Source organism: Lutibacter sp. A80 (genome assembly GCF_022429645.1).
Taxonomy (GTDB): Bacteria; Bacteroidota; Bacteroidia; order Flavobacteriales; family Flavobacteriaceae; genus Lutibacter.
The window spans coordinates 3111967-3134043 of the sequence record NZ_CP092480.1 but is presented as its reverse complement, the minus strand read 5'-3'; the positions used below and the strand labels follow the sequence as shown (position 1 = coordinate 3134043).

The following is a 22077-nucleotide window of genomic DNA, read 5'->3' as shown; positions in this document are numbered from 1 at the left end:
CTTAATGTGATCTATAAATATTGTTATTTGTACTTAATTTATAATTCTCTTGAATTAAGAGTTCTTCTCAATTCTTGAAAATATTTTCAAACATAAACTTTAAAAATAGTATACCGAAGCTGAAAGAAGGGTTTTTGAATTATTAGAATTAAGATTGAATCATAAAAATGATTTGTTTGTACAAAATCAATGATATTATTTAAAATATAAATAAAAATCTGTAAAATTTGAATGTAAATTGGTGAAGTAATTAAGTACTCATTTTTAACTATAATTTTTATGTTTGCTAATCTTTTTTCCCTTTACCTAATTTACTTTTAGGTAAAGGGAGAAAAATTAAATCTTTCGTCTATTTTTTTTCTTTTTCTTCTTACGTTTTTCAAAGTCTTCTGAATCATTCAGATTAGAATTGTTCTCATCTATAAAGTTATTTATAGAATCAAATACAATATCTGAATCAAAGTATTCAATTGGATTAGCCGAGTCTTGTTGCTTCTTCTCAGCTTTAGAACTTAATGCTTTTTCATTTCCATTACCCGAATTAGAATCTTTAAAGTCAGTTATAAATTCTTGCTTCTCTTGATTTTCATAGCTTAATAATTTTCTTATACCTCTGAGGGATAGTCTTCTATCTATTTTGGAGCCACGAAACGAGATATTGAGCTCATCAGTAAAGCTAATTCCTCGACCAATTTTTACTTTAATTCCTCTTTGTTTTAAATGAAATTCTAAATCTTCCAAAGTATCTGACATTGTAATGGCTTGGAAGATCTTTTCTTTTAAAGGAGGAATTCGTTTATCAGATGATTCAAAAACCTCATTATTTTTTACTGTTTCGAGAACCCGTTTAACTTTTCGAAGATTATATTTTTCTTCAATTTCTCTACTAAAGTCCATACTTTTATAGTGTGTGTAATCATCAGTAACAGCTAAATTTTTTTCTGTAATTTTAGCAGCCACACAATGTATATGCTCCATTGCAGTACCCTCTTTGTGAATGTATATAGCATAAGGATTGTATTGGAATCCGATTTTGGCAGCATAACTTTTGGAGATGTCAATCCAGTCTTGAGAATTTAACTTTCCTTTGTCTTCTGGTGCAATTCTAATTTTAATATGGAATGTTGGTTTTGAGCATCTATCGTTAAATGCGTTGTTCTCTTTCATTTGAAGGAAAATATCTTTGCTAGTACCCAAACATTTATTGGTGTAAAGAATTTCTCCTCCTTTTTCACAATAAGCAAGAGCATTGTATGTGTGGTTTATGGATTCTATTTTTGTTATCATTGTAATTTTTTTAATTCATTCTCTAATTCTTGCTTTCGTAGTTGCTTTTGATATCTTGTAAATAAGGAATTATACTCTTTAAGTAATTTATCATCTCCTTTTTTAATTTTATCCAGTATAATCTTCATTTTTTGAGTACCATTATTTTCTGACGCTACTTCTTTTAAGTATAAGTAATTGAAGAATAACTCATAATTATCTTTGTCTTGTTTAAGCTCACTATGTGCTGAGAAGTAAGGAGGCAGGTATTTAATTCCTGACCACGAAATAGCAATAAAAAAAATAATATAAAATAAAAACCTTGTATTTAATGGGGAGTCCTTTCCAAACATAATGTATTTATAGTTGTTTGTTTCAATTGGACGTTTATCTAAAATAGTTGATTTTGAAATTTCCTGTTTAGACTTATTAATTTCTTTTAAAATAGAATCTTGTTGCAGTCTTATTTTCTCAACCTCTTTGGAAAGTTTTTCCAACGAGGTTAAATCGGGTATAGGGTTTTTATCTCCCTCATTTTTTTCTGAAATTTCATCCAATTTGTCTACAACATTTTGCATCAAGTTGAAAATTGCTTCATTGTTGTTATTCTCCATAGCTATTAAAGTTTTGATTTAATTTCGAGAATGTGATTGTTAATATTTTTAATTTCGTTCAAAACCGTTTGTTGATCGGCAATCATAAACTTAGCTTTTCCAGAGTTTAAATTACGAGCTATTTGATTCAAGTTGTTTCCTGTTCTAAGAAGTTGTGAAATGTAATTTTTTGTCTCAATATTTTGAATTTTTGGAGTAAATATTGGCTTTCCTAATTTTTCTAAAATGCTGTTGCGTATAAAAAAAGAGGTTTTAATTTCCAGTAAATTACATTGGTTAATTAATAATTCCTTGTCTTCAAAACTTAAATAGGAGACTACTCTTTTATTTATTTTACTAATATTATGTTTCATAATTTTATAATTTTGTTACCCTATGAGCAACGTTAGTTGAGAATAGCCAGGCGGAATGTTTGTACACGAAGTGTGCACACTTTCCACAACTGGCAAGAGCAATATTTCGAATGCTCTTAATTAGTATTATTATATTTTTGATTTGTAAATTTTATCTTGTTTTTTTTAGGTAAAGGGAAAAAATATAATTTATAGATTTTCCCATTTTAACAAGTTTTGTTTCTTATTTAAAGAGTTTAAAATATTTTGTAATTTTCTTAGAAATTTTATCTAAACTTTTAAGTTTGTTGTCAAAAGTATTACAGGCTTTTTCTCTTTATTTTTATATTTACTAATCAATTTAGTCAAAATTTAAAACATTGGAATATTTCTAAATTTATTTATATCCTACGCTCTAATTTGATTTTAAACTTACCTAGTTACCTATAGCACTTAAAATATTGTTTACTAGTTTATTAAAAACAAGGTAGCAATATTTCTTTAGCTACCTAAACTACCTTTTCAGGTAAGTAAAACATTAATTCAATGAAGTTACCTACCTAATCAAAATACTAATTATCAATAAATTAAAATATCTTAGGTAACTAGGTAAACATATTTTAGTTTATTCTGTATCAGTATAGTCCCAGGGATGATTATTAAATTTAGTTTTTGCTAAATAACCATAAACTTGGCGCTTTGAATGCTTGATTCTACTGAAACCATATTTCTTTAATGCCGAACCTACTTTTTGAGCATTCAATCTCTGTCCAACAGCTTGTAATTCTATTACAATTTCAGTTGCAGTTCTAAAATCTTCAAGGTTATCACTAATTGAATAATATTTTAAAACAAATTCATTTTCTGCTGTTTGTATTGTAAAACGTTCGTTTCTCAATTCATTAATTCGTATTTCTTCTAAAGTTAAGTCTGCTTTAAAGTCTTTTTCGTATTTGAAAATATGATACGCTTGTGACCAAAAATCATTTATATCAAATTCTTTACTATAAGAATAATCAAGCTTTTCAAGTACACTAAATATTATCCACCTTACAGACCCAGTATCATCACATAAAAATTCTGCACGATTTGTGGAAGCTAAAAATGAACAAATTCTATAAAGCAATGTAGATTTATCGCCATACGGTAATCGTTCATTTACCGAAACCTGACTTATCAGTGCTTTAATAGCATTAATATCATATTTACCCATTACATCTAACTCCTCTACATTTACAATAAAAGCCTTGGCTAGTTTAATTCGTTCGTCTTTTCCTACACCCATGTTTGTATATAAATATTTTAAAAGTTCTTTGGGACATAAAAAATTCAAATAAAACGATTTACCAAAACTCTGACCGCCTTCTAGAACTATTACATGTTTATTTATTGATTCATTATTATAAACTGTTTTTACTGCTCTCACAGCCCATTTTAAAAGATGATTGTAAAACAACTCATTATCATCTGTATTTACATAACTTGCATACTTTTTAATGTGATTTTCACCATTCCAAGCTTGCAAATTTTCAAAATACTCTGTTATAGGGTTTATACGCTCAATAAAATGCGCCTTTAAATATGTTTTAAATACTTGCGGACTAACGTTTATTTTCTCTCTATGCAAATGAACTAATAAAGAGGATTCATTAAATTCTATTCTCTCTTTCGAGTCTAGATCAAAAATTTCATATTCAAGTGCAATTTCATTAAACTTGATCGTGAAATATTTACTTAATTCTTCGTGAATTTTATCATACAAAGAATCTTTACGTGATGATACATCATATACATTTATTTCTTCCATAAATAGTTATTGAATGAGTATAATGCATATATTTGCACATACTCTATTAGGGAGTTACACAAAAAATATTTAAGCGTTCAAAAGTGGAGTTTTGAACGCTTTATTTTTTCAGTTGTTTTGAAAATTTCGACAAAACTTCTTCATCTGAATAGACTTTATGTTTTCTAATCCATTCAACAATTTCTAATCTCTCGAAAAATAGCGCTCCGTTCGTAGGCTTATTGTGCGGTATCAGCTTTTTCGCACTAAGCTTGTGAATTGTACTTTCTGAGAATCCGGTGTAACCCTTCAAATCTTGAATGTTAAATATTTCTTTTTGGAAGTGATTGCCTTTTTTAATCATCACTTTAATTTCATTTAGCTCTTGCATAATTTTCAAAGTTGTCATAATTTATATTTTTGAATTATGAACCAAAATTAGAGGAATGAAAGGGGATGAAAAGGCCATTTGTCGGTTATCCGACTTTTATTTTTTTAAATATTTGTCACCAGACTTTTTTCAGTTTCATCTATAATCCTTTTATAAGTTGACCTTTGATCCTCAGTTGACAGCTGTCTATCTTTTCTATATATTGAACCTAATTTAACTGGCTTATAACGATTACCTATTTTAAATTTAATTCGTTTTGAAGCTTGCTTTAAATTAAGTTCATTTTTTGTCAACATCTTCACAAAAGGAATAAAAAAGTTACGTAAAAAAACTACACAATGTTTCGATTTTAATTCTAACATAATTTGTTGAGATTCTTTTAATTCCGAAAACTTCATTGCAGTTATAAAATCTTCTAATGTATTATCATCACTAATGATAGGCTTTTTTGAAATGATAGACCGTTTCAAACCAAAAAATGCTTGTTCTATTAATTTTAATTGTTTATCAGTAAATACAATCTCAGGCACTTTTTTCTCTGTCAGTATTTTTTCTTCAATAATAACATTTTTAAAATCCTTTATAGATTTTGATTCTTTGTTATTTTCATTTAGAAAGAGCATCAATCTACTTGGATATGCACTTTGAGGCAAAGAAATAACTTCAATGTTATTTATTCTTTTCTCTCTATTTCTTTTTATGCGATTCTTTGAACGAAAAAATTTAAGTGAAGGAAGTGTTAAAGACTCTTCATTTTGGAAAAAATTAACTTTACTTTCTTTTGACGAGTTGGCAAGTCTAAGTTTCTCAAATATACTTATATCAGATAGGAAATAAAATGAAGTTGTAGTAATTAAAAAGGTAAAACGTATACTTTCTATTAAAATTAGTATATTAAAAAAAACAAAATGATTATTGCTTATATTTTGAATACTCAAAATCATTGAGAGGACTGGAAGTAAGGGAGCTAATGCATATCGTATTTTTTTTGAATTAACTATATCTATTACTTTTTGATTTTGCCCATGAAGAATGGAAAATATTTTTTCAATTGTATTCGTCATAACAGTGGAGTTTTTAATTGAATAGTAAAAATACTAAAAAAATACAGCTAATTGAAACAGAATGAAAAGTTTACTATCTTTGTAGAGTCAGCAACCTGTTGTACATATGTTGTACTGATGAAAACAAAAAAAGCCCTACATCTCTGTAAGGCTTGCTATTATTAGTGGTCCCACTTGGGCTCGAACCAAGGACCCCCTGATTATGAGTCAGATGCTCTAACCAGCTGAGCTATGGGACCTAAAACTGGGTGCAAAATTACTACTTTTTATTTTATGTACAACACTTTTTTGCATTTTTTAATAAATAATAATTATTTAACTTTTAACTGCTCTATTAATGTTTTGATTACCAAATATTCAGTTAAATTATATGCATTGTAAAAAAATAGCTATTTATAGTATTGCTTAAACCAAATTTTTTGAAACTCTCTTTTCAAGATAAGAAATACAAGCTGATTTACTACATCTGTTAAATTTCTATTAGTAATAATTGCCAATTCTTTTTCTGAAAGATCAATTCGGTATATTAAATTTAAATAATCATCGTATTTAAACTGTATAAGATTTAAAAGTGTTAGTGACAATTCATCTTTTAAATTTTCAAAAGAACTAGTTACATCAAAAATTTTTGAAATTCCACTTAAACGAAAATCTTTATTAAGCTGTTCTATTAACTTTAGCTCTAAATTTTCAGTTTCAACAGCTTCTTGTAATACTATTAAGTTTTTTAATTTTAACATTAAATACTTCGCTTCATTAAACTTAATCCAAAGTTTTTTAATAGTTGTTTGTTAGCATCAGAAATAGCTAACGTTTCTAAAGTTACAAATGCATCTTCAGTATAATTTTCTATTTCACTTTTAGTAATATCAACAATATTATACTTATTAAAAAGAGCTGTTACTTCTTTTATTTTAGTTTCGGACTTACTCTCTATATTATATAGGTGTAATAATTTCTCTAAATCTTCTTTTTTACAAACTTCTAAAGCTTTTAGATATAAAAATGTTTTTTTATTCTCTAGAATATCACCTCCAATTTGTTTTCCAAAAGTTGCTGCATCACCAAAGGTATCTAAAAAGTCGTCTTGTAATTGAAATGCTATACCTAGATTTAAACCAAAATTATATATTTTTTCAGCTTCACTATCAGAAACATCAGCAATAATAGCACCCATTTTCATTGCAGCAGCAACTAAAACAGATGTTTTATAAGTAATCATTTTAATATATTCAGTAATACTTACATCATTTCTGGTTTCAAAATCAATATCTAGTTGTTGTCCTTCACAAACTTCTAAAGCAGTTTTATTGAATAAAAGCAGTAATTTTTTAAAAATTTCAGGTTCATACTTATTAAAACATTGCGATGCTAAAATCATCATAGCATCTCCAGATAAAATCCCAGTATTTACATCCCATTTTGTATGAACAGTTTCTTTACCTCTTCTAATTGGAGCACTGTCCATAATATCGTCATGTATTAACGTAAAATTATGAAAAACCTCAATTGCTAAAGCCGCATCGTAGGCTTGTTTAGTATTACCTTCAAATAAATCGCAGATCATAATTGTTAAAATTGGACGTAAACGCTTACCTCCTATCTGCAAAATATAATGTATTGGTTCGTATAAATTTACAGGCTCTTTTACCTTAATTTTTTTATTTAAATAACTAATAAAATCTTCTTTATAAGTAGCAACTACATCCATTTAATCTATTTTTTTGTAAAAATACAGCTTTGAATTAACATTTAATAATCCATATATTTTTTTGAATGTTATAAAATTGTTAATACTTAGAAAACTTTTTTTGTTTCTAAAGTTTCCTTTTCTATATTTGCACGCAATTTAAAAAAGGAATCGTTCCTAATGAAAGAAGAAATTATAAAAAAAGCAGGAGAATCATTTTTAAAGTATGGCTTTAAAAGTGTTACTATGGATGATATTGCCAATGATTTAGCTATTTCAAAAAAGACAATATACAAGCATTTTAAAAATAAAGTAGAACTTGTAGAAAACACTATTAGTTATTTTCATGAAATGGTACACAATACGGTAATGTGTGTTTGTGATAAAGAATATAATGCTATTCAAGAAAACTTTGAAATCAAAAAAATTTTTTCAAAAGTATTTGAGCATGCAGATAATTCGCCAATGTATCAGCTTCAAAAATATTACCCTAAAATACATTTAAAAATTATTAAAAATGAATTTTCAATGTTTAAAGATTGTATTCTAAAAAATATTGAAAAAGGGATTGAAGAAGAAATTTATAGAAAAAATATTGATAAAGAATTAACAACAAAATTTTATTTCTCACTAATGATGAGTGTGCACGACACTAATCTTCATACTTATAACAAAAACACAATCAGTAAGTTAGAATTAAAAGCACTTGAATATCATATTAGAGCAATTGCAACATTAAAAGGATTAAAAATTTTAGAAGAACAATTAGATAAAAACTCAATTACATAATGAAGAAAAGTATATTACTAATTTTTGCATTACTGTTAAGTATTAATTTAACTGCCCAAGAAAACATTACACTTTCTTTAGATGAAGCAATAAGTTATGCAATGGAAAATAGTTATTCAGCAATAAATGCTTCTAGAGATATTGAAGCTGCAAAAAAGAAAAAATGGGAAACAACAACCATTGGATTACCACAAATAAGTGCTACTCTAGACTATCAAAATTGGATTAAACAACAAGTTTCGTTAATTCCAGCTGAATTTTTTGGTGGTAATGAAGGTGAATTTGCTGAAATTGCATTTGGAACAAAACATAATATGAATGCTTCTGCAACCTTAAACCAATTAATTTTTGATGGTTCTTATTTAGTTGGACTACAGTCTGCAAAAGTATACCTACAAATTTCTGAAAATGCTAAAGAAAAAACAGATTTAGGTATTAGAGAAGCTGTTATTAACGCCTATGGAAATGTACTTTTAAGTGAAGAAAGCATAAAAATTATAGAAAAAAACATAATTACGCTAGAAAAAAACTTAGAAGAAACAACACAAATATATGCAAATGGTTTTACTGAAGAAGAAAATGTAGAACAGCTACAAATAACTCTTGCTACCATTAAAAGTCAACTTTCTAAAACTAAAAAATTAAAAGACATTGCTTATAAAATGTTGAATATTACTTTAGGACTAGATATCAATAAAACAGTTGTATTAACAGATTCTTTAAGTAGTCTTTCTAAAAAAAATACAAATTTAGGCTTACTTTCAACCGAATTAACCATAGAAAATCATATTGATTTTAAAATTGCTAAAAACACCGAAAAATCAAACGAATTATTAGTAAAACTAGAACAAAGCAAAGCACTACCAACATTAAGTAGTTTTATTAACTTTGGATATGCTGGTTATGGTGAAAGTTTCGATTTCTTAGAAAAAGAGCAACAATGGTTCGATTCTTCATTGCTAGGTGTAAGTTTAAAAATTCCTATTTTTAGTAGTTTAGCTAGAAGTTCTAGAACACAACAAGCAAAAATTGAATTAGAAAAAGCCCGTACAAACTTAACAGAAACAGAACAAAAATTATTACTTCAATTAGAATCTGCAAAAACAGAGTACAATTATAGTTTAGAAGAACTAGAAACTTCTAAACAAAATTTAGCATTGGCAGAACGTATAGAAAATAAACAACAAATTAAATTTTTTGAAGGTATTTCAACAAGTTTTGAATTAACTGAAGCCCAAAGACAATTATATACCATGCAACAAAATTATTTACAAGCAATGCTAAATGTTATTGCAACTAAAGCCGCATTAGACAACGCATTAAACATCTCAATTAACTAAAGTAAATCAAAATGAAAAAATACATAGCATTAATTATAGCATCAATTGTAACAATTTCTTGTGGTGAAGAAACCAATAAATCTACATTAGAAGATTTGAACGCACAGCATTTAGTAATAACTAAAAAAATAGACAGTTTAACAAATGAATTAAGAGCATTAGAAAATGAAATTACAAAAATAGACCCTAATAAAAAACACCCAGTGGTAACTGCTTTTACCGTTAAAAATGAAGTTTTTAAACATTATATTGAAATTCAAGGTGTGGTACAAGCCGATAAAAACATAGAAATTCGTCCAGAATTAGGAGGTACAGTACGCTCAATATTAGTAAAAGAAGGTCAAAAAGTTAAGGCAGGACAACTGTTAATTCAATTAGATGATGTATCTATTAAAAACAGTATAGATGAGCTTACTACACAATTAAATTTAGCTAAAACTACTTTTGAACGTCAAGAACGTCTTTGGAATCAAAAAATTGGTTCAGAAATGCAATATTTACAAGCAAAAGCCCAAAAAGAAAGTTTAGAAAACAATTTAGCATCACTAAAAACACAAGCCAATAAAATGAAAGTTATTGCACCTTTTAGTGGTATTGTAGACGAAATTTTCCCTAAAAATGGAGAACTTACAAATCCTCAAATGCCTGTTATTCGCCTAATAAACTTAGACAAAGTATATGTTGAAGCCGAAATTACAGAGTCTTATTTACCAGTAATTAAAATTGGCACAGAAACTGTTTTAAACTTCCCATCAATTAATAAAGAAATAACTTCAGAAATTGCTCAAATTGGACATTATATTAATCCTGATAACAGAAGTTTTAAAACTCGTATAAATATTTCTAACAAAGACCAAAGTATTAAACCAAATTTATTGGCCGATTTAAAAATATTAGATTTTGAAGCTACTGGAATTAAAATACCATCAAATTTAGTGCAACAAGACCAAACAGGAGCAGATTATGTTTTTATAATTAAAAATGAAAACGGTCAAAACAAAATTGTAAAATCTTTAATTACAATAACTAACGAGTACCAACACAATGTATTTGTAACTGAAGGAATAAGCGAAAATGATGTATTGGCAAACGCTGGAGCTCGTCTAATAAAAGAAGGAGATATTGTAGAAATACGTACAAATTAAAATCATTTAACTAACAGACATTATAATGAGCAAAGTATTAAAAGAATTTAAACTCTCTACATGGTCAATTCACAACAAAATGACTGTGTTTGTAATTATAGTAATGATTTTTTTGGCTGGTATATTTTCGTACCAAAGCATGCCTAGAGAATCTTTTCCCGAAATTGTTGTACCTCAAATTTATATTGCAACTCCATATCCTGGAAACTCTGCTTTAGATATTGAAAAACTAATTACTCGTCCGTTAGAAAAGGAAATAAATGGTATTTCTGGAGTTGAAGAAATAATCTCTACATCTATTGAAGGATTTTCATCTATTCAAGTAGAATTTGATTTTAGCGTTACACCTACTGAAGCCCTTAGAAAAGTAAAAGATAAAGTTGATGCTGCTAAGTCTGATAAAGATTTCCCTACCGATTTACCTGCAGATCCAACAGTTCAAGAATTGAACTTTGCAGAATTAATTCCGATAATGAATATTAATTTATCAGGAGATTTTTCTATGGATCAGCTTAAAGAATATGGAGAATATTTAGAAGATGAAATAGAAAAAGTTCCAGAAATTTCTAAAGTTGATATTCGTGGTATTCAAGATAAAGAAATGGAAATTAGTGTTGATTTATACAAAATGGAAATTTCTAAAATCAGCTTTAATGATATTGCAATGGCTATTCAAAACGAGAATATGACCATTTCAGGTGGAGATTTACTAGAAAATGGAATTAGAAGAAATGTACGAATTGTTGGTGAATTTAAGTCTGCTGAAGAAATTGAAGATATTATTGTAAAACAAGAAAACAATAACATTGTTTACCTTAGAGATATAGCACAAGTTAACTTTAAAGAACAAGAAAAAGAAAGTTATGCACGTGAATTTTCACAACCAGTAGTTATGCTTGATGTAACTAAAAGAGGTGGTGAAAATTTAATTAATGCCTCTACTCAAATAGATGAAATAATAGCTAAAGCACAAGAAAACTACTTTCCATCGAACTTATATATTTCTAAAACCAACGATCAAACTAACGACACCAAAACAATGGTTGCCGATTTGGAAAACAGCATTATTCTAGGAATAATATTAGTAGTTTTAGTTTTATTATTTTTCCTTGGAATTAGAAATGCCTTGTTTGTAGGTATTGCCATTCCTTTGTCTATGTTTATTTCGTTTATAATTTTAAATGCATTAGGTGTAACCTTAAATACCATGGTATTATTTTCGTTAGTAATAGCATTGGGAATGTTGGTAGATAATGGAATTGTAGTTGTAGAAAATGTTTATAGATTGCTAGATGAAGGCTATTCAAACATAGATGCTGCAAAATATGGTGTTGGTGAAGTTGCTATGCCAATTATAGCTTCAACGGCTACTACGCTTGCTGCATTTTTGCCAATTGCATTTTGGCCTGGTATGATGGGAGAATTTATGCGCTATTTACCAATTACCCTTATTATAGTGCTATCATCTTCGTTATTTGTTGCTTTAGTTATCAACCCAATGTTAACTTCAGTGTATATGAAAATAAAAGAGGATGAAGTTAATTTCAAAAAGATTTTAATATTCAGTTCTATAATTTTTACAATTGGAGTGCTATTTATTATTGCAGGTTTAACAACTAAATCTGGTGGTTTAAATGCCATTGGTTTATTATTTGTTTTAGCCGGTTTATTAAGAGTTATAAATACCAAATTATTAACTCCAGCCACAGTTTGGTTTCAAAATGCTTTTTTACCACGTTTAGAAAGTATGTACGAAAAAACCTTACAATTTGTACTGTACAAAAAAAGACCAGGTTATTATTTTGTAGCTACTTTTGGGTTATTAATTTTAACTTTTATGTTGTTTGCCGCATTTCCGCCAAAAGTGTTGTTTTTTCCTGAAACACCTCCAAAACAAGTCTACGTTTATTTAGAATACCCTATTGGAACAGATATCGAAAAAACAAATGAACTTTCTATTGAAGTTGAAAATAGAATTCAAGAATACTTGAAAAAGTATGAAATTAATGGGGAAAATAATCTTATAACTTCGGTTATTGGACAAGTTGGTGAAGGCACAAGTGACCCAAACCAAGGTCAACAAGGAGGAACAACTCCTAATAAAGCCCGTATTACTGTAGATTTTGTGAAATTTATGGAAAGAGATGGTATTGAAACTGACGATATTTTAATTGACATAAGAAACTTACTGAAAGAAATTCCTGGTGTTAATATTACTGTTGATAGACCTGCAGATGGACCGCCAGCTGGTGCTCCAATTAATATTGAAGTTACCGGTGATAATTATGAAGATTTATTAGAAACCGCTGATAATATTCGTCAATATATAAACAAAACAACAATTTTAGGAATTGAAGATTTAAAATTAGACGTAGAACAAGGAAAACCAGAAATGCCAATTATTATCGATCGTCAAAAGGCAAGAAGGTTAAATATTTCTACCGGTCAAATTGGAGATGCTTTAAGAACTTCAATATTTGGAAAAGAAGTTTCTACGTTTAAAGATGGTGAAGATGATTATCCGATTAACATTCGTTTAATGGACAAATACCGTTACAATAAGGATTTACTTATCAATCAGAAAATTACTTTTAGAAACGCAAGTAATGGACAAATTGTACAGGTTCCTATATCTTCTGTAGCACATGCAGAAACCTCTTCTACATTTAGTGCTGTAAAACGAAAAGACTTAAATAGGGTTATTACAATCTCATCTAATGTAATTGAAAACTACAATCCAACCGATGTAAATAATCAAATTAAAGATGCTTTAAAAAGCTATACCTTGCCAAAAGGTATTACCATTTCGTTTACCGGTGAACAAGAATCTCAAGCCGAAGAAATGGCCTTTTTAAGTAAAGCGCTTCTTATTGCAGTTTTCTTAATATTTTTAATTCTTGTAGGACAATTCAACTCAACATCTACTCCTGTAATAATCTCATTATCTGTATTATTAAGTTTAATTGGAGTATTATTTGGTTTAATTATTTTTAATATGGAATTTGTTATTATGATGACTATGATTGGTGTAATTTCCTTGGCTGGTATTGTAGTAAATAATGCCATTGTTTTAATTGATTATACCAATTTAATAATGATTAAAAAAAGGTCTGAACAAGGGTTAGAAGAAGGCGCTTTAACAAAAGAACTTATTTACGAAAGTATTGTTGAAGGTGGTAAAACACGTTTAAGACCTGTTTTACTAACTGCAATTACAACCATTCTAGGGTTACTTCCTTTAGCCATTGGTATTAATATTAATTTTATGACCTTGTTTACAGAATTTGATCCTCAATTTTATGTTGGTGGAGAAAATGTGGTATTTTGGGGACCTATGTCTTGGACTATTATTTTTGGTTTAACCTTTGCTACTTTTTTAACATTGGTTATTGTTCCAATAATGTACTCTATGTTAAACAATTTAAAATTTAGACTTAAAAGAAAACAGTAATTTATAAAAAAGACTGCCTAAAAAGTTAAATTTTTATCAAACTGAACTGATTTCATAATGATGAATTATAAAACTTTTTAAACAGTCTTTTTTTCTTTTATTTTGTTATAAATGAAAAATAAAAAATCATATACCGTTGATGAAGCCACAAAAGTTTTAGAAAATTATTGTGCCTATCAAGAAAGGTGTCATAAAGAAGTTGAACAAAAATTATATGATTTAAATATGATTTCTGAAGCAAAAGATCATATCATTTTACATTTATTACAACACAATTATTTAAATGAAGAACGCTATGCAAAATCTTTTGTTCGAGGTAAATTTGGTATAAAAAAATGGGGAAAAATTAAAATTATAAATCAGTTAAAATTTAAAGGAATTTCCGATTATAACATAAAATCTGGTTTAAAAGAAATAAATGAAAGCGAGTATTTAGAAACCCTACAAACTATAGCAGAAAAAAAATTACCCCTAATAAAAGAAACAAACCCTTATAAAAAAAGCACAAAATTAGCTACATTTTTAATTTCAAAAGGTTTTGAGTCTGAACTAGTTTTTAGAATTGTAAAAGAGCTAACTCAGTAGCTTACCCTTATTTAAATCAAACCTAAAATACTGATTTTAATCATTTTATTTGAGTTTTCATTTTTGTAAATTTGAGTATCAACTTATAAAAATACAATTATGAAAAAATTATTATTGTTATTAACGTTTGTATTTTTATGTATAACTTCTTATTCTCAAGAAACTAAACTCCCTGAAATTAAAACGGAAGGAGATTTACAAGAAATTACTATATTTTATAAAAATGGCGCTATTATGCAACATGGATTTTATACTAAAGACGGTAAGCTACACTCTTCTTGGGAAAGTTATAATGAAGATGGAACACCTAAATGTTTTGCAACCTACCATTATGGTTTAAAAGTTGGCGTATGGACATATTGGAACAAAAATAAGATTACAAAAGTGGTGTACAATAATAATAAAATAATAAAAATTGAAGAATCAGAAATTCATGATAAACTAAAAAGTAATTATTAAACCTAGTTTTTATATTTCTTTAAAAAAACAGAATCAAGTTTACTATTTAAATCTATAACAGCTTCAATATTCTCGTTTGATATAGTTAAGGAAAGTACATATTGTTCAATCTTCCAAGAATTATTATTTTTTCTTAAAACTCCAGAACCTCTACAAACACCCATCCAAGTTTCTAAAAGCTCGTCGAACCAAGCAATTTTACCTTCTGTATCCACATAAACGTTTCTATCTATCGAAGTAAAATCCCAAGCTTTACCTTTATCAAAATATGGTTTACTAAAACTTTTAAAAGCTTCTAAATTCCAATTTTCATAAGCATCTGTTCCAATAAAAACACTTGTATTAGCCATGGCATTAAAATAAGGTTCAAAATTTGCCTCAGCGGCATCTTTATGCCAATTATTAAGCACTAACTGAATAACCTCCTCTTCTGCGTTTAAATCAACTACAGGTACTGTCTTTTGTTCTTTTTTACTACATGAAATTAATACTACTATTAAAATCAAAATTGTATTATATTTCATCTATTGGGAGTTATTGAGGTTTAATTTTATTTCTGGGTATTTTCTTATTCGCTTCAATCTTATTTTTAACAGCATTAAAGTTATCTAATGGTTCTTCGGTATCAACTTCCAATGCTTGTTGCAAATTTTCTGCTTTATAAATGGTATTTATTTTTGAATTAACCGCAGAATATAAATCAATTATTTTTTTCACTTCTTGTTTAACTTCCTCTTTAGAAATTGAAGGAATTACAGCCATATCTGCCAATCTTAAAGTTTCATTATGCAATACATTAAACCTGGCAACAACATTTGGAGCAGTTAATTTATCTATAGTAATTGAATCTTTTAAGTGTTGAACCAAATCAGATAATTCTTTCGCATTGTTTAAAGCTTCAAAATTAGAAACATTATAATATTTTAACATATACTTATCTAGTATCTGATACTCTTTCCATTCTTTTAAAGCTTTTTTAGCTTCAGGAATAAGTGTTTCACTCGTATTATTTATAATTCTATCTTCAGTAGTATCTACTATTAATGTATCTCCTGTAGATGTTGTTTCTTCAAGCTTTTTAGTTTTATTACAAGAAAAACTAAAAAATAAAATTATAACTAATAAACTATATAAATACCTCATTGTAAAACTAAATTGTTGTCAAAAATAGTAATAATATAACTGTAAATTTTAAAAAACATTGTTTTACACAAATATTTTGTAATGTACAATTTTAAAATAATTATAATTTAAATATTACCAAAATACTTAATGCTACTTATTAAATTAAAACATCAATACTTTTAGAAATAAAAAATAACATAGATTAATGTTAAACAAAACCTATTTGAAATACTAAAATTAAAAAAAAACAACCAATAAAATTAATATAAAAATCTTAGCTTTAATTTTGTTCATTTTTAATAAAATCTTAATTTTAGAATATAAAACCACTTTTTTGGTTTCTTAACAGTCTGAAAATTAGCCTGAATTTTACTAAAACGTTTTAGTAGATATAACCCATTATATGACATCTATCATATCTTTAAATTTAAGGTTCATCTAAATTTGTAGTATTATTTTAGAAATTAAACAAAACATCAAATAATTATGAATATTTCACATATCGAACACTTAGGTATAGCAGTAAATAATTTAGAAGAATCAATTGAATACTACGAAAAGGTTTTAGGACTTAAATGTTATAGTATTGAAGAGGTTGTTGATCAAAAAGTGAAAACAGCCTTTTTTTTAGTTGGAGATACTAAAATTGAATTATTAGAAAGCACCTCTCCAGATGGACCAATAGGAAAATTTATAGAAAAAAGAGGACAAGGTATACACCATATTGCTTTTGCTGTACCAAATGCAACAGAAGCACTAAAAACAGCAGAAGAACGCGGTGTTAGACTTATAGATAAAGTTTCTAGAAAAGGTGCTGAAAGTTTAAATATTGGATTTTTACACCCTAAATCAACTCAAGGTGTACTTACCGAACTTTGTTCTAAAGAATAATATACTATTTTAAATAAATTTAATAGATAAGCATATAAAAATGGCAAATCAAGATAAAATTAATGAGCTCATTGAAAAAAGAGCTAAAGCAAAATTAGGTGGTGGTGAAAAGCGTATTGAATCACAACACGCGAAAGGAAAATTAACAGCTCGTGAACGTATAGACATACTTTTAGACGAAGATAGTTTTGAAGAATTTGATATGTTTGTAACACACAGAACAAAATCTTTTGGATTGGACAAACAAGTTTACCTTTCTGATGGTGTTGTTACTGGACACGGAACAATAGATGGTAGAATTGTATATGTTTTTGCACAAGATTTTACTGTTTTTGGAGGTTCTTTATCTGAAACTTATGCATTAAAAATATGTAAAGTAATGGATATGGCTATGAAAATTGGAGTTCCAGTTATTGGACTAAACGATTCTGGTGGAGCACGTATTCAAGAAGGTGTAAGATCTTTAGCTGGTTATGCAGAAATTTTCCAACGTAATATTATGGCTTCTGGTGTAATACCTCAAATTTCATCAATTTTAGGTCCTTGTGCTGGTGGTGCAGTATATTCTCCTGCTTTAACAGATTTCACTATTATGACAGAAGAAACAAGTTATATGTTTGTTACTGGTCCTAAAGTAGTGCAAACAGTAACTGGTGAAGTTGTAACTACAGAACAATTAGGTGGTGCAAAAATACACTCTACAAAATCTGGAGTATCGCATTTCTTAGCAGAAAATGACGAAGAAAACTTATTATTAGTTCGCAAAATATTAAGCTATTTACCATCAAATAATTTAGAAGAAGCACCTATTATTACTTGTAATGATCCTATTGATAGATTAGAAGATGCTCTAAATGAAATTATTCCAGAAAACCCTAATCAACCATACGATATTGTTGATGTAATTTCAATTCTTGCAGATAATGGTGAATTTACAGAAGTACATAGAAGTTATGCTCGTAATATTTGTGTAGGTTTTGCTAGATTTAATGGACAACCAGTTGGTATTGTTGCCAACCAACCAAAATACTACGCAGGTGTGTTAGATATAGAAGCTTCTAGAAAAGCTGCAAGATTTGTACGTTTTTGTGATGCATTCAACATTCCTCTTGTAACTCTAGTTGATGTACCAGGTTTCTTACCAGGAACAGGACAAGAATATGGTGGTATTATTTTACACGGAGCTAAATTATTATTTGCTTACGGTGAAGCTACAGTACCAAAAGTAACTATTACTTTACGTAAATCTTACGGTGGAGCACACGATGTAATGAGTTGTAAACAATTACGTGGTGACTTAAATTATGCTTGGCCAACTGCTGAAATTGCTGTAATGGGAGCTAAAGGAGCTGTTGAAGTATTAGAAGGATCTAAAATTAGAAAAATTGAAGATGCTGACGAAAAACAAGAATTCATTCAGAAAAAAGAAGATGAATATACCGAAAGATTTGCAAACCCATATATGGCTGCAAAATACGGATTTATTGATGATGTAATTGAGCCAAGAAATACACGTTTCAGAATTGTTAGAGCTTTAGAATTACTTAGAAATAAAAAAGAGGTTAACCCTCCAAAAAAACATTCAAATATACCACTATAACTATGTTTATACCTTTAATGTCAGATCAAATTAACGAAGGATACGTTATATTGATAACAGGTTTGTTAATTGTTTTTAGCGCTTTAGTAATACTAGCTATGTTCTTTAAATATGGACTACCACTATTGCTTTATGTTTATAAAATAATTACCAAAGGAAAAGATAAAAAAATTAGCGAAATTAAAGTAGAAGCCGATAAAGATTTTACTGGAGAAATTGCAGCTGCTATTGGTGCATCTATCCATATGTATTTAGGCGAACAACACGATCACGAAAGCGGAATTTTAACAATAAAACAAGTTAAAAAAACATATTCACCTTGGAGTTCCAAAATTTATGGAATGCAAAACAGATTTTAACACAATGAAAACTTATAAATTTAAAGTAAACGAAAACGGCTATACAGTTAATGTAAAGTCACACGAAGATAATATTATTAACCTAGAAGTAAATGGTACTAACTATGTTGTAGAAATGAGTAAGGAAATTAAAAAAACAAAAACTCCTACTCTTGTACGCTCTGCATCAAAAAGACCTGCAGAACCTTTAAAAGTTAGTCCAACAGCATCTCAAACTACTAAAGTTGTTGCTCCAATTCCAGGAGTAGTATTATCTCTTGACATAAAAGTTGGTGATACTCTTAAAGTTGGTGATAGAATGCTAGTATTAGAAGCAATGAAAATGGAAAACAATATTGTTTGTGAAAAAGCAGGTACTGTTACTGCCATTAACGTAGCGGTTGGACAACAAGTGCTTCAAGACCAAGCAATGATTGAACTAGAATAAAAATTTCTGAATTATCTGTTTTTAAATTATATAATTCAAATAATTCTCTAAAAGAAAAAAAATGAAGAAAGTAATAATAATATTTTGTGCTTTATCTCTGTTGATCTTTATAAGACCGGCACTTGGACTTGGCACAAATACAAACTCAACTAATTTAGAAAACACTGTTCAAACGGAACAAGTTGAAAATACAACAAATTCAGGCTCACAAATTGGAGCTCTTAAAGGAATTGAACAGTTTTACAATTATACAGGTTTTGCAAATGTAACGTCTGGTCACGTAATTATGATTGTTATAGGAATTATATTTATATTTCTAGGAATAAAATACGATTACGAACCACTACTTTTAATTCCAATTGGAACAGGTGTAATTTTGGGTAATATACCCTTTGTTGCCGGTAACCAAACTGGAATTTACGAAACAGGATCTGTTTTAAACTACCTATATTTTGGGGTGGTTAAAGGTGTATATCCTCCTTTAATTTTCTTAGGAATTGGTGCAATGACAGATTTCTCATCTTTAATTGCAAATCCAAAACTAATGTTATTAGGTGCTGCTGCACAAATTGGTGTATTTGCCACATTTATGGGAGCTCTTTATCTAGGGTTTAGCTTACCTGAAGCTGGTGCAATTGGAATTATTGGTGGTGCTGATGGACCAACAGCAATTTTCTTGTCATCTAAATTAGCAAACGGTATAAATATACTTGCAGATGGTACTACAGTTAAAAACTTAATTGGACCAATTGCAATTGCAGCTTATTCTTATATGGCATTAGTACCTGTAATTCAACCTCCTTTAATGCGTTTATTAATTTCGAAAAAGGATAGAAAAATTAAAATGAAACCACCAAGAGCTGTAACTCAAAAAGAAAAAATGATTTTCCCTGTTGTTGGTTTAATTTTAACATTATTCATCTCTCCTAGTGCATTACCATTATTAGGTATGTTATTCTTTGGAAATTTATTAAAAGAATCTGGAAGAACTGAACGTTTAGCTGACACTGCAAGAACAAAATTAATTGATATTGTAACCATTCTTTTAGGTGTAACAGTAGGTGCTTCTACACAAGCAGATATCTTTATTACTGAAGATTCTATGTTAATCTTTGGATTAGGAGCAATCTCATTTGTTATTGCAACTTGTGGAGGATTATTATTCGCTAAGTTTATGAATTTATTCCTTAAAGGAGATAATAAAATAAACCCATTAATTGGTGCTGCAGGTGTTTCTGCTGTTCCAGATAGTGCGCGTGTTGTTCACCACGAAGGATTAAAATCTGACCCAAGTAACTACTTATTAATGCACGCAATGGCTCCTAATGTTTCTGGAGTTATTGGTTCTGCAATTGCAGCAGGTATTATATTAAGTTTCTTAGGATAGTGAAATAAATAATATTAAAAAAGTTGATGAAACAACTTATAATAAACGTTATAAAATGAATATACCAAATAAAATGACAGCCGAAAATGCTGTTAAATTAATAAAATCAGGAGATAGAGTTTTAATTCAAGGAGGATCTGCTACACCACAAGCTTTAATTAAAGCAATGGTAGCTAGAGCACCTGAATTAAAAGGTGTAGAAATTTGCCACCTACATACCGAAGGTGAATGTGGATATGTAGCTCCAGAATTAAGAGAAAGTTTCCATACAAATGCCTTCTTTATTGGAGGAAATATTAGAAAAAATATTGGAGATACTGCAGATTATATTCCAATTTTTTTAAGCGATATCCCAACACTTTTCCGTGAAGGGTATATGGATTTAGATGTAGTAATGGTAAACGTTTCTCCTCCAGATAAACATGGATTTTGTTCTTTAGGAGTTTCTGTTGATATTGTACTTTCAGGAATAGAACAAGGTAAAAAAATAATTGCACAAATTAACCCATTAATGCCTCGTACTTTTGGAGATGCTCAAATTAGCATTAACAACTTTGATGCTTGTGTTGAAATAGAAGAAGAAATCTACGAAATGAAATTTGTAGAACCTACAGAAACAGAAAGTGCTATCGGTAAAAATATTGCTGAAATAATTGATGATGGAGCAACACTTCAAATGGGTATTGGTGGTATTCCAAATGCTGTTTTAACTTTCTTACATAATCACAAAAACCTAGGTGTACATACTGAAATGTTTGCTGAAGGAATTGTAGATTTAGTAGAAAAAGGAATTGTTAATGGCTCTAAAAAGAAAACAAACCCTTATAAAATAGTATCAGGTTTTGCTATGGGATCACGTCGTTTATACGATTTTATGGATGATAATCCTGAAATTGAAATGCGAGATATTGCGTATGTAAATGATACTGCTGTTATTCGTCAAAACCCTTCTGTAACTGCTATTAATTCAGCAATTGAAGTTGATTTAACCGGTCAAATTTGTGCTGATTCAATTGGAACAAGAATGTTCTCTGGTGTTGGTGGTCAAATGGACTTTATGCGTGGTGCAGCTTTATCAACAGGAGGAAAACCAATTTGTGCTATTACATCAACTACTGCAAAAGGAGTCTCTAAAATTACACCTACTTTAAAAGTAGGTGCTGGTGTTGTTACAACACGTGCACATGCAAGATTTGTTGCTACCGAATATGGTGTAGCTGAATTATTTGGAAGAAACTTAAAACAAAGAGCCACTGCTTTAAGAGACGTAGCACATCCAGATCATAGAGAAGAATTAGATAAAGCTATTTTCGAACGTTTTGGAAGTAGTTTAATGATTAAATAAATTTATTAAAATTAGAGTCTTTATTTTTTTT

The 22077-nt window shown here is 28.6% G+C and carries 22 protein-coding genes and 1 tRNA gene; 12 read left to right on the top strand and 11 right to left on the bottom strand.

The genetic code is table 11. The features are described 5' to 3' along the window. Window positions 1–336 precede the first annotated feature (336 nt). The 9 genes from MHL31_RS12985 to MHL31_RS12945 all read right to left on the bottom strand — a co-directional run bounded on the left by MHL31_RS12985 (window position 337) and on the right by MHL31_RS12945 (window position 7164). Window positions 337–1287 carry a relaxase/mobilization nuclease domain-containing protein gene (locus tag MHL31_RS12985; RefSeq protein WP_240226376.1) on the bottom strand — a complete coding sequence of 317 codons (951 nt, stop codon included), beginning with the start codon at window positions 1285–1287 and terminating at the stop codon, window positions 337–339. Beyond that, the gene (locus MHL31_RS12980) at window positions 1284–1880 is read right to left on the bottom strand and encodes a hypothetical protein (RefSeq protein WP_240226375.1); all 597 of its coding nucleotides are present in this window, start codon (window positions 1878–1880) and stop codon (window positions 1284–1286) included. The genes MHL31_RS12985 and MHL31_RS12980 overlap by 4 nt, the downstream gene beginning before the upstream one ends. A 5-nt stretch (window positions 1881–1885) precedes the next feature. After that, window positions 1886–2233, bottom strand: a complete 348-nt coding sequence (mobC, locus tag MHL31_RS12975; RefSeq protein WP_240226374.1) for a plasmid mobilization relaxosome protein MobC — start codon at window positions 2231–2233, stop codon at window positions 1886–1888. A 604-nt stretch (window positions 2234–2837) separates the two neighbouring features. After that, window positions 2838–3974: a virulence-associated E family protein gene (locus MHL31_RS12970; protein ID WP_240226373.1), complete on the bottom strand. Its 1137-nt coding sequence runs from the start codon at window positions 3972–3974 to the stop codon at window positions 2838–2840. 145 nt (window positions 3975–4119) lie between these two features. Continuing rightward, window positions 4120–4407: an AlpA family transcriptional regulator gene (locus tag MHL31_RS12965; protein WP_240226372.1), complete on the bottom strand. Its 288-nt coding sequence runs from the start codon at window positions 4405–4407 to the stop codon at window positions 4120–4122. An 86-nt stretch (window positions 4408–4493) separates the two neighbouring features. Continuing rightward, window positions 4494–5453 carry a hypothetical protein gene (locus tag MHL31_RS12960; RefSeq protein WP_240226371.1) on the bottom strand — a complete coding sequence of 320 codons (960 nt, stop codon included), beginning with the start codon at window positions 5451–5453 and terminating at the stop codon, window positions 4494–4496. Window positions 5454–5618: 165 nt separating this feature from the next. Then, window positions 5619–5692 (bottom strand) — tRNA-Ile (locus tag MHL31_RS12955). A gap of 150 nt (window positions 5693–5842) precedes the next feature. Continuing rightward, a complete protein-coding gene (locus MHL31_RS12950) occupies window positions 5843–6193 on the bottom strand; it encodes a hypothetical protein (protein WP_240226370.1) in 351 nt (116 codons plus the stop codon). Beyond that, the gene (locus MHL31_RS12945; protein WP_240226369.1) at window positions 6193–7164 is read right to left on the bottom strand and encodes a polyprenyl synthetase family protein; all 972 of its coding nucleotides are present in this window, start codon (window positions 7162–7164) and stop codon (window positions 6193–6195) included. The genes MHL31_RS12950 and MHL31_RS12945 overlap by 1 nt, the downstream gene beginning before the upstream one ends. A gap of 159 nt (window positions 7165–7323) precedes the next feature. Between MHL31_RS12945 and MHL31_RS12940 the strand changes: the two genes are divergently transcribed. The 6 genes from MHL31_RS12940 (at window position 7324) to MHL31_RS12915 (ending at window position 14912) form a co-directional block, all read left to right on the top strand. Next, window positions 7324–7932, top strand: a complete 609-nt coding sequence (locus MHL31_RS12940; RefSeq protein WP_240226368.1) for a TetR/AcrR family transcriptional regulator — start codon at window positions 7324–7326, stop codon at window positions 7930–7932. After that, window positions 7932–9272, top strand: coding sequence for a TolC family protein (locus MHL31_RS12935; protein WP_240226367.1), 1341 nt, complete (start codon window positions 7932–7934; stop codon window positions 9270–9272). The genes MHL31_RS12940 and MHL31_RS12935 overlap by 1 nt, the downstream gene beginning before the upstream one ends. Before the next feature lie 11 nt (window positions 9273–9283). Next, entirely contained in the window at window positions 9284–10417 is a 1134-nt protein-coding gene (locus MHL31_RS12930) for an efflux RND transporter periplasmic adaptor subunit (RefSeq protein WP_240226366.1), read from the top strand. Between the two features lie 25 nt (window positions 10418–10442). Continuing rightward, window positions 10443–13868, top strand: coding sequence for an efflux RND transporter permease subunit (locus tag MHL31_RS12925; protein ID WP_240226365.1), 3426 nt, complete (start codon window positions 10443–10445; stop codon window positions 13866–13868). A gap of 111 nt (window positions 13869–13979) precedes the next feature. Beyond that, window positions 13980–14453 carry a regulatory protein RecX gene (locus MHL31_RS12920; RefSeq protein WP_240226364.1) on the top strand — a complete coding sequence of 158 codons (474 nt, stop codon included), beginning with the start codon at window positions 13980–13982 and terminating at the stop codon, window positions 14451–14453. Between the two features lie 99 nt (window positions 14454–14552). Next, window positions 14553–14912 (top strand): hypothetical protein, encoded by a 360-nt coding sequence (locus MHL31_RS12915; RefSeq protein WP_240226363.1) that lies wholly within the window; start codon window positions 14553–14555, stop codon window positions 14910–14912. Between the two features lie 2 nt (window positions 14913–14914). Here MHL31_RS12915 and MHL31_RS12910 read toward each other — a convergent pair whose 3' ends face one another. Together MHL31_RS12910 and MHL31_RS12905 are read right to left on the bottom strand one after the other, a co-directional pair. Further along, a complete protein-coding gene (locus MHL31_RS12910; RefSeq protein WP_240226362.1) occupies window positions 14915–15436 on the bottom strand; it encodes a nuclear transport factor 2 family protein in 522 nt (173 codons plus the stop codon). Window positions 15437–15446: 10 nt separating this feature from the next. Next, window positions 15447–16055, bottom strand: a complete 609-nt coding sequence (locus MHL31_RS12905; RefSeq protein ID WP_240226361.1) for a hypothetical protein — start codon at window positions 16053–16055, stop codon at window positions 15447–15449. A gap of 468 nt (window positions 16056–16523) precedes the next feature. On the opposite strand from MHL31_RS12905, the gene mce reads away from it, so the two are divergent. The 6 genes from mce to MHL31_RS12875 all read left to right on the top strand — a co-directional run bounded on the left by mce (window position 16524) and on the right by MHL31_RS12875 (window position 22046). Further along, entirely contained in the window at window positions 16524–16928 is a 405-nt protein-coding gene (gene mce / locus MHL31_RS12900; protein WP_240226360.1) for a methylmalonyl-CoA epimerase, read from the top strand. 40 nt (window positions 16929–16968) lie between these two features. After that, complete coding sequence (locus tag MHL31_RS12895; RefSeq protein ID WP_240226359.1) at window positions 16969–18528, top strand: acyl-CoA carboxylase subunit beta; 1560 nt, start codon at window positions 16969–16971, stop codon at window positions 18526–18528. A gap of 2 nt (window positions 18529–18530) precedes the next feature. Next, window positions 18531–18887: an OadG family protein gene (locus MHL31_RS12890; RefSeq protein WP_240226358.1), complete on the top strand. Its 357-nt coding sequence runs from the start codon at window positions 18531–18533 to the stop codon at window positions 18885–18887. 4 nt (window positions 18888–18891) lie between these two features. After that, a complete protein-coding gene (locus MHL31_RS12885) occupies window positions 18892–19314 on the top strand; it encodes a biotin/lipoyl-containing protein (protein WP_240226357.1) in 423 nt (140 codons plus the stop codon). A 61-nt stretch (window positions 19315–19375) separates the two neighbouring features. Continuing rightward, window positions 19376–20701 carry a sodium ion-translocating decarboxylase subunit beta gene (locus MHL31_RS12880; protein ID WP_240226356.1) on the top strand — a complete coding sequence of 442 codons (1326 nt, stop codon included), beginning with the start codon at window positions 19376–19378 and terminating at the stop codon, window positions 20699–20701. 55 nt (window positions 20702–20756) lie between these two features. Next, entirely contained in the window at window positions 20757–22046 is a 1290-nt protein-coding gene (locus MHL31_RS12875) for an acetyl-CoA hydrolase/transferase family protein (RefSeq protein WP_240226355.1), read from the top strand. Window positions 22047–22077: the final 31 nt, after the last annotated feature.